The organism is Candidatus Afararchaeum irisae, from assembly GCA_034190545.1.
GTDB classification, from domain to species: Archaea; Halobacteriota; Halobacteria; order Halobacteriales; family Afararchaeaceae; genus Afararchaeum; species Afararchaeum irisae.
In genome coordinates, this window is record JAXIOF010000013.1 from 1 (window position 1) to 13268 (window position 13268).

The 13268-nt window shown below is 57.0% G+C and carries 13 protein-coding genes; 8 read left to right on the forward strand and 5 right to left on the reverse strand.

The features are described from left to right. Positions 1-273 precede the first annotated feature (273 nt). Both SV253_01345 and SV253_01350 read left to right on the forward strand, forming a co-directional pair. Positions 274-1107, forward strand: coding sequence for a hypothetical protein (locus tag SV253_01345; GenBank protein MDY6774729.1), 834 nt, complete (start codon positions 274-276; stop codon positions 1105-1107). 91 nt (positions 1108-1198) lie between these two features. Next, positions 1199-3262 carry a DEAD/DEAH box helicase gene (locus SV253_01350; GenBank protein MDY6774730.1) on the forward strand — a complete coding sequence of 688 codons (2064 nt, stop codon included), beginning with the start codon at positions 1199-1201 and terminating at the stop codon, positions 3260-3262. On the opposite strand, the gene cutA is transcribed toward SV253_01350, so the two are convergent. Next, complete coding sequence (gene cutA, locus SV253_01355) at positions 3263-3559, reverse strand: divalent-cation tolerance protein CutA (protein MDY6774731.1); 297 nt, start codon at positions 3557-3559, stop codon at positions 3263-3265. It lies immediately after the preceding gene. Between the two features lie 61 nt (positions 3560-3620). Here cutA and SV253_01360 point away from each other — a divergent pair, with 61 nt between their 5' ends. Then, positions 3621-4934, forward strand: a complete 1314-nt coding sequence (locus SV253_01360; GenBank protein ID MDY6774732.1) for a site-2 protease family protein — start codon at positions 3621-3623, stop codon at positions 4932-4934. Here SV253_01360 and SV253_01365 read toward each other — a convergent pair. Both SV253_01365 and SV253_01370 read right to left on the reverse strand, forming a co-directional pair. Continuing rightward, on the reverse strand, positions 4924-5376 hold the full coding sequence (locus tag SV253_01365; GenBank protein ID MDY6774733.1) for a hypothetical protein: 453 nt from the start codon (positions 5374-5376) through the stop codon (positions 4924-4926). The genes SV253_01360 and SV253_01365 overlap by 11 nt on opposite strands. Continuing rightward, the gene (locus SV253_01370; GenBank protein MDY6774734.1) at positions 5366-5788 is read right to left on the reverse strand and encodes a toprim domain-containing protein; all 423 of its coding nucleotides are present in this window, start codon (positions 5786-5788) and stop codon (positions 5366-5368) included. The genes SV253_01365 and SV253_01370 overlap by 11 nt, the downstream gene beginning before the upstream one ends. A gap of 105 nt (positions 5789-5893) precedes the next feature. Here SV253_01370 and SV253_01375 point away from each other — a divergent pair, with 105 nt between their 5' ends. The 5 genes from SV253_01375 to SV253_01395 are packed head-to-tail and all read left to right on the forward strand — an operon-like array spanning position 5894 to position 10671. Beyond that, positions 5894-6145, forward strand: a complete 252-nt coding sequence (locus SV253_01375) for a 4Fe-4S dicluster-binding protein (protein ID MDY6774735.1) — start codon at positions 5894-5896, stop codon at positions 6143-6145. 14 nt (positions 6146-6159) lie between these two features. Next, a complete protein-coding gene (locus SV253_01380; protein MDY6774736.1) occupies positions 6160-7359 on the forward strand; it encodes an aspartate kinase in 1200 nt (399 codons plus the stop codon). 47 nt (positions 7360-7406) lie between these two features. Continuing rightward, positions 7407-8585 (forward strand): MFS transporter, encoded by a 1179-nt coding sequence (locus tag SV253_01385; protein MDY6774737.1) that lies wholly within the window; start codon positions 7407-7409, stop codon positions 8583-8585. Between the two features lie 49 nt (positions 8586-8634). Next, positions 8635-8982: a DUF555 domain-containing protein gene (locus SV253_01390; protein MDY6774738.1), complete on the forward strand. Its 348-nt coding sequence runs from the start codon at positions 8635-8637 to the stop codon at positions 8980-8982. A gap of 42 nt (positions 8983-9024) precedes the next feature. Beyond that, complete coding sequence (locus tag SV253_01395) at positions 9025-10671, forward strand: phospholipase D-like domain-containing protein (GenBank protein MDY6774739.1); 1647 nt, start codon at positions 9025-9027, stop codon at positions 10669-10671. Here SV253_01395 and SV253_01400 read toward each other — a convergent pair. Both SV253_01400 and SV253_01405 read right to left on the reverse strand, forming a co-directional pair. Continuing rightward, entirely contained in the window at positions 10668-11471 is an 804-nt protein-coding gene (locus SV253_01400; GenBank protein ID MDY6774740.1) for an NAD+ synthase, read from the reverse strand. The two genes, SV253_01395 and SV253_01400, sit on opposite strands and share 4 nt — an antisense overlap. A 43-nt stretch (positions 11472-11514) precedes the next feature. Further along, entirely contained in the window at positions 11515-13209 is a 1695-nt protein-coding gene (locus SV253_01405; protein MDY6774741.1) for a hypothetical protein, read from the reverse strand. Between the last annotated feature and the right edge of the window lie 59 nt (positions 13210-13268).

Here is a 13268-nt window from a genome sequence, read left to right on the forward strand (position 1 = left end):
GGATTTGAACCCTGGTCATTGCCTCGAGAGGGCAATATGATTGGCCGGACTACACCAACGGAGCGCGCATTACTTCGTATGCCCAAAACGGTATTAACCCTTTTGCTTTCGGCGTGTGACGTGAGAAAGAGCTAAAAACGTCTGAGATCGAGTTATAAACCGATCTGAAGTCTCTCACCGAGTAATGTGGAGTTATGAAAGAGATGAAAACGTCTGAACTATGAGAAGGGATTTAACCCGTCTCGTCTTATCTGTGTCAAGAGAAAGATAGAAATGAGACGTATTCGCGGTTTCGCCTTCGTGGCTCTCGGCATACTCACAGTCGTGGCTGTCTCGGGAGGGGCGGCTGGACAGTCCGAGACGGGCTCGTTAACTGTAGACGTGAACCAGAACTCGACAGACGTGGTCATATCCGTGACACAGAACTCAACACCTGTCGAAGGGGCGCATGTCGAGGTGTCGAGCATAGGCGACGACGCCGTCTTCGACGGTGTCTACACTACGGGTAAGGACGGTAAGATCAGTATAGACAGCGAATCGGTGGCTTCCTTCAGGTCTGAGGCAGGCGTCGTACAGCTGAGGATCAACGTCAGACACGAAAACACCAACTCGGCTTTCTTCACGACAGTCGTCACAGACAGAGGACTCGGAGAATCGACGCCGCTTGGACAGCGTATCTCATTAGCTCTGCGTGACTCGGTGGCTACGACACGGGGAACTGTCGAGGGAAGCCTCCTAGTGACACGTATCGGATCATCTGAGACGGAGAATGCCTCGGAAGTCGCGCTTCTCGGAGACCACGCCAACCGCGTCTTAGAGCTTCTGAGACAGCAGAGACAGAACGAGAGAAGTCTCCAGACGAGGTTTGCGATGGGGAACATAGACATATTTGAGTTCCACAGCCGGATGGTAGAGATGTCGGCGAGGGAAAAGTCACTCAAGAGTGATCTCGAAGTCACTGTAAGACGTCTCGAACGTATGCCCGACTCAAGGCTGAGACAAAACGGCTACGATCCCGTGAGGACAGGTATACTCTACAGGAACCTGAGGAGTGACATTCCAATCAGGTACGAAGACATAAGTCTGTCTCAGAACGAGTCGTCGTAGCGTAGTCGGGTGAGTCGAACCGCGTCAGTCGTCCCGTTCGGGTCGGGTTCGGAATCCTCAAGAGCGAGACCGACGTATCTCGTTTAATCAGATGCTTACAGTTCTCATATCTCCCAGGAAGAACAAGGACGAGTACAGGGTGATTCCCTCAAGAGACGGAAACCGTCTCTTCGTGGGAACTCTCGAAGTCGGAGAGACATCGAAAGGTCCACGTCCGAAGAAGTTCCGGGTAAGGAGAGACGGCGACGAGGAGCTTCAGAAGCCCAACGACTTCATCGATCTCGTGAGGATGGCTGACGAGATAGTTCTGACACAGAGCGGCGACGACGGGATGAAGGACGACGTGAGGGAGCTTCTGTCAGCATACCAGCTTGAGAGCCGTGAGGAGGAGGTCTGTCGTTACTGTCTCATCGACAACGAGTACACGCCACTCGGATACGACCGTATAAAACACGGAGACGAGTTCATCTGTCCCGACTGCGCGAAGCAGGAGCTAAGGAGAGAGGTGTCTTACAAGGGAGACCTCTCGTCGTCATCGTCGTCTGACTCGACGTCGGCAGCGATAGACAGAATGTACGAGATACTGATGGAGGTTCGTGACCTCGAAAAAGTTGTGGGTCTCCTCAATTCGAGCCTCGACCCCGAACTCACGAAGTTCGACGAGATCTCCGAGAACGTCGAGACACGTGAGGAGATACGTCTCGATGACCTGCCCCTGAGAGACGAGTTCGGGTCTCTGTTGCCGTTCGACACACTCCTACCCGTCCAGTCGAAGAGCGTCGAGAACGGTCTCTTAGACGGCGAGGATCAGTTAGTCGTGAGCGCGACCGCGACGGGTAAGACACTCATAGGAGAGCTCGCGGGTATACAGAGAGCACTCGAAGGCAAGGGGAAGACGTTGTTCCTCGTCCCCCTCGTCGCCCTCGCCAACCAGAAGTACTCACGTTTCAACGAGGACTACTCGGGTATACTCGACGTAACACAGCGCGTCGGATCGAACCGTATATACGGAGGAGAGGAGAGCTTCGACCCGAGTGCCGACGTCGTTGTAGGAACCTACGAGGGTATCGACCACGCTCTGAGGACGGGGCGTGACCTCGGAGAGATAGGTACGGTAGTCATAGACGAGGTTCACAACCTGATGGACGACGAGAGAGGTCACAGGCTCGACGGTCTCATAACACGTCTGAGACATTACACGGGCGAAGTAAAGGGGTCAGGTACGGACACAGACACAGTTACAGATACCCAGTGGATATTCCTGTCGGCGACAGTCGGAAATCCCGCGGAGCTCTCGGAGAAGCTCGACGCGAGACTCGTCGAGTATGAGGACCGTCCGGTTCCGATAGAGCGACATCTCACATTCGCTTCGAGGAGAGAGAAGCCCGACATAATAAACAGGCTCGTCAAACGCGAGTACAACAAGAAGTCGTCAAAGGGATACAGGGGTCAGACGATAGTCTTCACCAACTCACGGCGTCGTTGCCACAAGATAGCGGGGAAGATAGACACCACGGCGGCGGCGTACCACGCCGGACTGTCGTCGAACGAGAGGAAACAGGTCGAGAGGTACTTCGGAGAGGGCGAGATTTCGACCGTCGTGACGACGGCAGCACTAGGAGCGGGCGTCGACTTCCCGGCGTCACAGGTGATATTCGAGAGTCTCGCGATGGGTATAGACTGGCTCACAGTACAGGAGTTCGAACAGATGCTCGGAAGGGCGGGGAGACCCGACTACCACGACCGCGGGGTCGTCTACCTACTCGCAGAGATCGACGGCGTCTACCACAGAAGCATGGAGAGAACAGAGGAAGAGGTCGCTGTCGACCTACTCAAGGGCGAGATGGGGGGTGTCGCGGTCGAGTACGACTCAAGCGCAGTGATGGAGGAGACACTCGCCAACCTCGCCGCGGGTGGCGACGATTACGCGAGTCTCAACGACGACCTTATGTACGAGATCGACACCGACCGGGCTGTCTCGAAGCTCAGAGAGTACGGTCTGATGAGGAACGGCAGGATCACCGAGATGGGGAGGATAGGCGCGTCACATTTCCTGACGCCGAAACAGGTCGAGACTATGGAGAAGAGCGCGAGACGTGAGGATCCGCCACACAAGACCGTCGCCGAACTTGAGCTTCTCGGCGACGAGATGTAACTACGAGTTACGGTCGACCCAGTCTTCGTAGTCGTCGTTGGCTTCGGATTTCCGTCTTATCACAGCAGGCACGTCGTAGGGATGGATATCCTCGACGGCTCGGCGCACCTCCTCGAAGTCGCGTGACGTCTTTACGTCGACAGCGTACTCCGACTCCTCGACTGTCTCGCCCTCCCATCTATATACTGACCGTATCTCGTGGTAGTTGACACACGCCGCATATCCCGCATCGACTAGCTCGAAGGCGATCTCCTCGGCGGAGTCGGCGTCGGGAGCCGTGGTGTGTACCTCGATCATGTTTGGGGTGTCACCACTGAGACACAAAACCGTTTTGTAAATCCGGGCAGAATACTCCGTAATGGTATCATTCGCAGCCTGGCTTCTGTTCGGATTCGGTCTCTACTGGACAGCTGTTATCATGCTCTCGTCGGGCGGCTTCCTCGACAGGTACAACATAGACACAATGGGACCTCTGTTTCTCCTCAGGACGGAGAGGTGGAAGGACTTACTCGACCGTCTCGCGCGTCCCAAGAGGTTCTGGAGAGCCTACGGAAACCTCGGGATAGCGGTCGCAGTCGGCGTAATGGTTATCTCGTTCGTCCTACTCGCGATGACGGGGTACAGAAACCTCGTCTCACCGCCCGAGCCGAGCCAGTTCAACCAGCCCGAGAACGTCCTCGTGATTCCGGGAGTCAACGACTTCCTTCCTCTCTCCATGGCTCCCGAGATAGTCGCCGGACTCGCGATAGGAATCATAGTCCACGAGGGCGGACACGGTATCATGTGCAGGGTCGGCGACATAGAAGTATCGAGCATGGGACTCCTGACCTTCGCAGTCCTCCCAGTCGGTGCTTTCGTCGAGCCAGACGAGGACGAGGTCGAGAAGGCTAGCTCGGGGTCGAAGACACGTATGTTCGCAGCGGGTGTGATGAACAACTTCGTTCTGACAGTCATCGTCTTCGTCCTCCTCGCTCTGAGTATGACCCCAGTCCAGCCCATAGACGGCGTGGGTGTCAAGTCGGTGGTCGAGGACTCGCCCGCCTCGGAGTCGGGGATGGAGCCGGGTGACATAATAAAAACAGTCGACGGGACACAGGTCGAGACTGTCGAGAAGTTCATGTCAGTGATGAGAGAGACATCGCCGGGCGAGACCGTCGAGATAGAGGTATACAGGGATGGCGAGACGGTGACTCTGACTCCGACCCTAAGCGAGAACCCGCGTGACTCCTCGATAGGTTTCTTAGGGGTCTCGGCGTTCGGTATCGCTGACGTCCACTCGTCTCTAGCGTCGTTAAACCCGAGGGACTGGCTCGTGACTGTCTTCCTGCCTTTCGGCATACTCGGGTCGGCTTTCCCCGGCTTCACCGGTGAGATAGCCGGCTTCTACGAACTCACGGGCGTCGCGGCGTCACTCGGAGGTCTCTACTGGCTGATACCCAACCTCCTCTTCTGGACGGCTTGGGTCAACTTCAACCTCGGACTCTTCAACTGCGTCCCCGCGGTTCCGCTCGACGGAGGACATATACTCCGTGAGGGAGCCGAGAAGGTCGTGAGTCCGTTCCTCGGCGAGGACAGAAGGGAGAGTGTTGCGAACGCACTCACGGGCGCGACGGCTATACTCATGTTCGGCAGCCTTCTTCTGATGATGTTCGGACCACGTCTTATGAGGTAGACGTGGGAGTAGTCTGATAGACGACTGTCTTCTCGCCTCTGAAACGTCTCGTCTCGGCGACAGTAAAGCCTCTTTCTTCGAGAGCCTCACGCAGACTTTCGTCCGACTCGTCGACTGCGATACGTACGCCGAGATCTGCCTCCTCGGCTGCAGCCAGAGGCTCGTCGAGGAGGAGTGAGACCGACTCGTTATCGGAGTCGTCGACACCGATCTGGTGTATGACGACGTATTCGTATTCGTATTCGTAGTCAGAGCCGAGTTCGACGTCGTAGCTCACGTATCCTCGTATGCCGTCTTGGGTCTCAGCCACTCTGAGAGTCCTGTCGTGTACCATGTCTCTGACGGAGTCGGCTGAGGGCTTCTCGTCTAGTATCTCCTCCGAGGCTATCTCGGCTATACGTTCGGCGTCTTCCTCAGTGGCGTCCCTTATTCTAATACTCATAGCTTGCGTCTCTCCTGAGATTCGTTCTGTGTGTCGACAGCGACTCGACGTCATAGACCTCCTTTGCGCTCAGGCTCCGGAGACGACCCCTGTACTTCGTCTTCGGGTCGACACCGTATGACTCCAGGAGTCGCTTGAGCTTCGAGTGTAACATGTTGCCGTGTTCGTCCCAGTCGGTAAGCAGAACCGCCGACGAGTAAGACGTCGATATACGTACGGCGGTCTCAGAGAGACTCCTTCCGTTTGCGCTGACACGGACGTACTCGCCGTCGACGCCGAGGTCACGGAGAGCCTCCTCGTCCTTACGTCCCTCTACGACTATGACAGTGTCATCGGACTCAGCACTTATGTCATCGAGAACCGACTCGAACCGTCTCAGACGCTCACGCGGAGTCTCCCAGTCCCAGTCCATGTACATTAGAGATACGGAACAGGGAGTCAAAAGCCTCACGCGTCAAGTCGTGTTCCGCGTTGGCAAGACGAAGAGTTTTTGTCGTTCTGAGACGGATTCTGGGTAATGCCAGCCGTCGTACGTGAAGAGGACTGTATAGGATGCACCAAGTGCGAGAAGGTGTGTCCCGTCGACACTATCGACATGGTAGAGGGAGACGGTGCCGAGAACGGAAACGGAATGGTAGCTTTTGTAAATCTCGACGGCTGTGTAGGATGTGCGGAATGTCTGATAGAGTGTCCTGTCGACTGTATCTACATGGATCACGACGCGGATATAGCAGACGAGGGCGCAGACCACGACTACATAAGTATATAACTGAGTAGAAAAATATGCGTACAGTAGTAAAGTTCGGAGGAACGAGCGTAGGATCGGGCGAACGTATAAAGAGAGCCGCCGAGTCGGTCGCTAAGGAGAGGAGGAAAGGTAACGAGATAGTAGTCGTCGTCTCGGCGATGGGAGACACGACCGACCATCTCATAGACGAGATGGAAGCCATCGGAATAGGAGACTCGGAAGGGGAAGACGCCAACGAGGTCGTGAGCATGGGGGAACGCACCTCTGTGCGCCTCTTCAAGGCAGCTCTTGAAAACCTGGGTATAGACGCGTCTTTCGTCGAGCCCGGGAACTCGAAATGGCCCGTCATAACCGACGAGGACGGTGAGCTAAACGAGGACTCGACCTCGGCGAAGGTCGCAGACCTCGGTGAGACACTCGAAGACGAGGTCGTAGTCGTCTGTGGCTTCTTAGGAGAGACCCCCGACGGAAGCCTCACGACACTCGGAAGAGGAGGTAGCGACACCACGGCGATGATACTCGGACGTTACCTCGACGCCGACGAGGTCGTCATAGTCACAGACGTAGACGGTGTGATGACAGGAGACCCTAGCAGCGTCGAGGGTGCGAGGACTATAGACGAGATCACTGTCAACGAGATGCAGGATCTCTCGCTGAGGGGCGCACAGGTGGTCGCACCGAGTGCTCTGAGGTACAAGAAGGAGGGTATGAAGGTACGTATAGTACACCACAAACACGGCGACCTCAACGCCACGGGAACTGAGATAGTAGGAAGCTCCAACAGCATGCACGACGTAGATCTACGTGACAGTCCGGTAGCCGCCGTAACGGTGGCAGGAAGCACTATTCTGGAGACACCCAACCTCTTGGCGCGTCTCTCGACCGCGCTCGGAGAGGAAGACATTAACATATTCGGTGTCTCGACGGGAAGCGAGTCGATGTCTTTCTTCGTCGATGAGGAGCTCGCGGAGGAAGCCGAGGAGATACTCCACGACGAGGTCACAGACGACGACAGTCTTTCGAGCGTGACACTCCGCGAGGAGATAGCGATGGTAGTCATCACGGGAGGCGAGTTCATAGAGACCCCGGGAGTCATCTACGACGCGATACGTCCCCTCAGGAAGAACGACATAAACATAATAGAGCTTCTTTCGAGCGCGACCTCTATAGTCATATTCGTCGACTGGGACGAGGGCAAGAGGGTACGTGACCTCGTCGAGTCGGTCTTCGAGTAAATACAAAGAGGCAGAGACAGAGAAAAGACTACGAGACAACTACCAAAGTGATACCGAGACAGAGGATAAACGACCGTACTGTCTTCACGTCAGTCGTCTTCGTAGTCCTTCTGGCTCAGGTTCTACTCTACCCGGGTATAGACAGGCTCGTCGAGTCGCTCGGGGCAGAGACTCGTCTCAACGCTAGCATGTGGTTTCTCGTCGCGGAGTTCGGTGCTTTCGTCGTCTTCGCCGCGCCGTGGGGAGCCGCGAGCGACGCCGCGGGAAGACGTGTTCCTTTCATAGCCGCGGGATCACTGGGTGGAGCCGTAGCGTACCTCCTGATAGCCGTGGTTCCCGGCTCCGTCGATCTCTCGTTCGCAGGGATACTCGGGCTGCGTGTCCTCCAAGGTGCTTTCACTATAGGAGCATTCTCGCTCGCGATGACTACTCTGATGGACATAGAGGGAGGACACGGACGTAACATGGGCGCAGTCGGGGTCGCGGTGGGTCTCGGGACGGGTCTCGGAGCACCTCTCGGAGGACAGCTATACGAGGTGGGTACTCTGGTTCCGCTCTACGCCGCGGCGGCTCTCCTGTCGGTCGCGGGCTTAGCCACGTTACTAGTCGACGAGACTGTGGAGTCGGACGGGAGAGACGAGGACATGAGTCAGATAATAACCAGCCTGCGTGAGACACCAGGTCTGGGTGTCGCATACGTCTTCGGCTTCCTCGACAGGATGACCGCGGGCTTCTTCGCTCTCGTGGGAACGCTCTACTTCCGCACGGTCTTCGGTCTGAGTCCCCTCGAAACGGGTCTGACACTCGGACTCTTCTTCTTCCCATTCGCCGTCCTCCAGTACCCCTTCGGGGTCGTCTCCGACCGGATAGGAAGGGTGATACCCGTAGTCGGAGGCTCCCTTCTCTACGGCGTCGCTGTGATAGGCGTGGGTGCCGCCCCCACGGTGACGTCTTCACAGGCGACACTCGTAGTCGTCGGTGTCTTAGGTGCTCTTATGACCCCCGCGACTATGGCACTTGTGACCGATCTCGCCGACGAGGACAGGAGAGGCGTCGCTATGGCGGGGTTCAACATAGCGGGAAGCGTCGGCTTCGTGACAGGAATACTCGTCGGAGGCACTGTTGCCGACTCCTACGGCTACCTCGAAGCCTTCGTGGTGGCTGGAGGACTAGAGGTCGTCGTGGCTCTCGTCGCACTCGTCCCGCTTCTGAGGATAGATACGTAAATACACGTCAAAACCAAACGGTTAAACTCGCGTTCTCGCTATGGGGGATATGGACTACATGGTTGTTCTCGAAGGGGCGTGGATAGTCGAGGACGTAGACGACGTCGACGACGCCCTTTCGGTCGCAGTGAGTGAGGCGGGTAGTCAGCTTAACGACGCGGGGAAGGACTACGTCGAGGTCGAACTCGGCTACCTCAACTGCCCAGCGTGTGGAGAGCCCTTCGACTCGGCTTGTGTCTTCGCGAGCACTGCACTCGTGGGTCTCGTCTTCGAGATCGACATCTACAACGCCGACTCGAAGGATCACGCCCGGAAGATAGCCAAGAAGGAGGTGGGTCAGGCTGTCTCAGGTGTTCCTCTCGAAGTCGTCGACGTAGTCGAGAAAGAGGAAGAGTAACCCAACAGAAATACAAGGAAGACAGTAGAGTGGAGAAAGACAGTGAGAGGTACCGAGGCATATACGCGTCCGACTCTCTTTTTAATCATAGCTACTGTGGTCTTAGCCGGACTGCCCGTCGGAGTATCGGCGTCGCCCGGGTTGGGCGAGGTCTATCCGAACCCCTACGCCGAGGGCGACGCGGGCGAGTACGTGGGGGTAGACACCGACGGAACGAACCTGACGGACTGGAAGGTCACAGACGGCGAGGACACCGTGAGACTCCCCGAGAGGAGTTACGCGGGACGTGTCTACCTCGGTGGCGAGAAGCCTAAGACGGTAGGCGGACTCGGTCTCGAACTCGCCAACTCGGGCGACGAGGTACGTCTTGTGAACCCCGAAGGAGAAGCCGTCGACGAAGTCGTATACGGCGAAGACGACAGCCTCGACCCGAACGAGGGCGAGATACTGGTCAAGGAAGACAGGGATTGGGAGATACGTACTCTCGGAGCCACGGATTTCGAGTACTCCGACTTCGACGCAGACTCAGTCACGGGTTTCGTCGCGCCTGACTCGTCGGCTGAGGCTGTCTCGCGTGCGATAGAGTCGGCGGACGAAAGGCTTCTCGTCAGCGGATACGAGTTCGACAGCGAGTACATCGCTCGCCTACTCACAGAAGCCGAGGAGAAGGGTGTCGAGGTCGAGGTACTAGTCGAGGGTTCGCCAGCGGGCGGCTTCGAAGCCGACGACTCGGAGGTTCTGGGTAGTATGGCGTCGGAAGGAGTAGAGGTCGACGTAGTCGAGGGCGAAAGAAGGAGATACAGATTTGTCCACGCGAAGTACATCGTCGTCGACTCCGAAAGCGCGGTAGTTACCTCGGAGAACTGGGTGAGCCACTCAGTCTCGCCCGAAGCCGCAGGACCGAGAGGCTGGGGGGTCGTAGTTGAGAGCGAGGGGGTCGCCGGGAGGCTCGAAGACGTCTTCCGTAACGACACCGACGAAGGCTGGTACTCTGTCAGAAACTGGTCGGAGTCGTCACCGAGCCGTATAGAAGGGGGTTCTGAGGAGGAGTCCGAATCGGAGTACGAGACCCGGGGAACCGGCTTCGGCACCCAGACCTTCGAAGAAGCCGAGGTAGGAGTCGTACTCTCGCCCGACTCGTCGGTCGAACCCGTCGTCGAGATGATCGACTCAGCCGACGAGACGGTCTATGTTCAGCAGGCGTACATACGTGACCCCGAGACGAATCCCTATCTGAACCAGGTCGTCGAAGAGGCGCGCGAGGGGACACAGGTACGTGTCCTCCTCGACGGTAGATGGTTCGCACGTGAGGAGAACCAAGCTATAGCCGACAGACTCAATTCGATCGGTGAAGAAGAAGGTGTAGACATAGAGGCACGCGTATCCGAGACAGCCGTACACAACAAGGGTGTAGTCGTAGACGGAGAGGAGGTTCTGGTTTCGAGTATCAACTGGAACCTCAACTCGATAAACAACAACAGGGAGGTCGGCGTGGTAGTAGACGACAACGAGACGGCTTCCTACTTTGAGAGGGTCTTCAAGTCGGACTGGAAGACTAGCAAGCGCGCTAACCCAAGCGGAACGGTTCTAGGTCTCGTACGCCCGAATATCGTCGAGATACTTCTTATCCTCATAACCGCGGGCATCTCTGTCTGGCTGGGTCTGAAGTACGTCTATGACTACGACTAGTTCCTTCTCCTTCCGAAGCCGGGGTACGGCGGCGGCGATCTCTTATGCGCCGAAGCCTCGTACATCTTCTCAAACCTCTCGACAGTCTCGACCTCTACATCTACCTCGTCGGCTGTCTCCCCGACGGATAGACCTCTATCGACGAGACATCTCAGGACGTCGTCTATCGTGTCGTAGGTCGCGCCTAGCTCCGACTCGTCTGTCTGTCCCTCCCAGAGACCCGCTGTGGGAGTCTTCTCGACGAAGTGCTCGTCGACACCGAGATGTCTTGCTACGTCCCTGACCTCCGACTTATACAGACCTCCGAGTGGGAGTATGTCGACGGCTCCGTCGCCGTACTTCGTGAAGTAGCCTATCAGAAGCTCAGTCCGGTTTCCGGTTCCAAGAACGAGGAGATCCCTCTGGTTGGCTTCGAGGTACTCGAAGACCATACGTGACCTCGCGCGGACGTTTCCGACCGCCTCCTTCTTGGGTTCGTACTCGACCGAGTCGACGAAGGACTCGACGACGGGCTCTATGTTCACCTCCTTCTTCTCTATACCGAGGCTGTCAGCGATTCTGTGTGCGTCACGTATGTTGTGTTCGTCGCTCGGCTCACCCGGCATCACCATTCCGACGACAGCCTCCTCTCCGAGAGCCTCGACAGCCACAGCCGCCGACGCAGTCGAGTCTATCCCCCCGCTGAGTCCGACTACGACGCCGTCGGCTCCCGCCTCTTCTACCTTACTCGTGATGAAGTCGGTTATGGTGTCGACCGCCTCGGCGGTGTCGGTACTCGGTGTCTCTGTCTCTCTCTCCATGATACGACATGGATCTCAGCGTATATAATATATTGTCTCTGTCTCAGTCACTGCGTCCGTGTAGAGCGGTTACGCCTACGACGACGAGGAGAGCCACGATAGCCGCCGGTACCCCGAATCCCGGGAGACCCACGCCGCCTTCACCACCGTCGTCGATTCCAAGCTCCGACCTGAGCTCCTGATTGCGCTGACGTACTGTCTCCGACGTGTTCTTGAGCCTCGCGTTCTCCGACTCCACAGCCTCGACACGGCTTTCGAGTCGGGAGTTGGTCTGACTGAGATCCTCGACACGTCTCTGGAGTCTCTGGTTTTGTTGGCGCACCGTTTCTATGCGATCCCTGAGACTCGTGATTCTCTCGGACATACTCAGCCGGGTCGCGTTGAGAGGCGTCTCCCTCTCGTCGACGAGATCGAGTTCGACCGAGTCGGTGACGACACCAGCGTTTGCGACTATCTCGTAGCTACCGGCTTCGAGTCCCTCTGTCTCGACCGTAGTAAGCCAGAAGCCGCGTCCCTTCTGCCACGTATCTATGACCTCTATGTCGAACTCCTCCGCAGAAGGACCGTCGACAGCCTTGAGCTCTATTGTGTTCTCGTCGGGGTCGAGGTTGGTACTTCCTCTAATGACCACTTCCTCGCCGACCTCGACCTCGGGAATGCCCTCTATCTCGGAGGTCGGTACTGAAGCATTCACGGGGGCTGCGTCACGGATTTCGAGCGAGGGGTCGGTGTAGGAGAAGCTCCCCGAGTAGACGAGGTCGTCGGAGCCAGTCTCGTTGACCGACTCGGCGAGAACGCGTTCGACGATCTGTGGTCTGTTTGCGTTCGGGAAGACTGTCTCGGCGTCGTTTATGAGAGACGTGAGGCTCGACGTGTTCGATGACCGTCCCGAGTGAACACCGAGACCTCCCGAGAAGCTTCCGTCCCCGATCTCGCCGTCCCTTCCCGAAGCGATTACGACGACTTCTACGCGCCCCTCTGAGAAGGAGGCAGGTATCCCGACCCTCTCGTCTATACGGTCTCTGGAGCTGAGGAAGACTGTCTCGGCGTGAGCTCTCCCGAACCTGTCGAAGAGGGCGACCACTACGTCGTCGTTTCCGAGTGCCCTCCCAGTCATATGTAACGAGGCGTCCGAAGTGGATACCTCGCCGTCTACGGAGTAGGTGTCGACCGAGAGGCTCGGCTCTACTATCTCGATACTGTGGAAATCGCTCGTGGCAGTGAAGAACTCGGTGTCGTTGAGGACAGTGTAGTTGGAGTACCGCCGCGCGTCGGAGGTATCTATGACACCTATCGAGTAGGATCCCGTATAGCTGAGAATCTCGGAGGCTTGTTTCGTCAGAACGTCGGAGTCGTCGGGGTCACTCGGAACAAAATGCTCGACAGACCACGATTCACCCTCGACTAGCGTCTCCGCCAGGAGGTACCAGTCGGACGAGTCTCTGACATAGACCGAGACTGAGCTTATACTCGGAGACGCAGTGCCGTTTACATAGGCTGTCTCACCCGGTACGTAGGTCCACAGCTCCTGGATACGTACCTCAGGCTCGGAGATGTCGAGCGTGGCGGAGTCTATGTAGTCGCCCGTCGAGACCTCGTCGAAAGCCTCCATCTGGGACGAGTTGCCGGCGAAGAGGTAGAAGTTGACCGACTTGTCCTTGAGGACGCGCGTGTCTATAAGTCCCTCTCCGGTGCTGTCGTCTATCGCCACCGTCGCGACTACGTAGTTGGGGGTCATCGTGATATAGGGATTGTTAAAAGTTTTTACCGATTACCTCTGGGCGCCCGTCTGGACAG